1 protein-coding gene is annotated in these 420 nt (G+C 63.8%); it reads left to right on the plus strand.

The window, feature by feature from the left end; translation table 11 throughout:
* Positions 1–420, plus strand: a 420-nt coding sequence (locus tag HG543_RS54175; RefSeq protein WP_211194835.1) for a hypothetical protein, incomplete at both ends; no start/stop codon positions are given.

The raw sequence follows: 420 nt of genomic DNA on the forward strand, positions 1-420 counted from the left end.
GCCGACACATGCGCCAGCCGGTGCGTTTTATCCAGAGTATTCAGATAGCGCATCAGCTCGGCGCCCGCGTTTTTCTGGAGATGGGGCCCGATGCCCAGTTGGTTGCTTGCGGGCAGCGCGAATACCGCGATAACGCATACTGGATAGCCAGCGCCCGGCGTAACAAAGAGGCGGGCGATGTCCTCAATCAGGCCCTGCTCCAGCTTTACGCTGCCGGCGTCGCCCTACCGTGGGCCGACCTGCTGGCGGGCGATGGACAACGTATCGCTGCGCCATGTTATCCGTTTGATACTGAGCGTTACTCGAAAGAGCGCGTCTCCCCGGCCTGCGAGCCTGCCGACGCAGCGCTGTCTGCCGGGCTGGAGGTGGCGAGTCGCGCTGCGACAGCGCTCGATCTCCCCCGCCTGGAAGCGCTTAAAC

Origin of the sequence: Pyxidicoccus fallax (assembly GCF_012933655.1) — a bacterium.
Taxonomy (GTDB): domain Bacteria; phylum Myxococcota; class Myxococcia; order Myxococcales; family Myxococcaceae; genus Myxococcus; species Myxococcus fallax.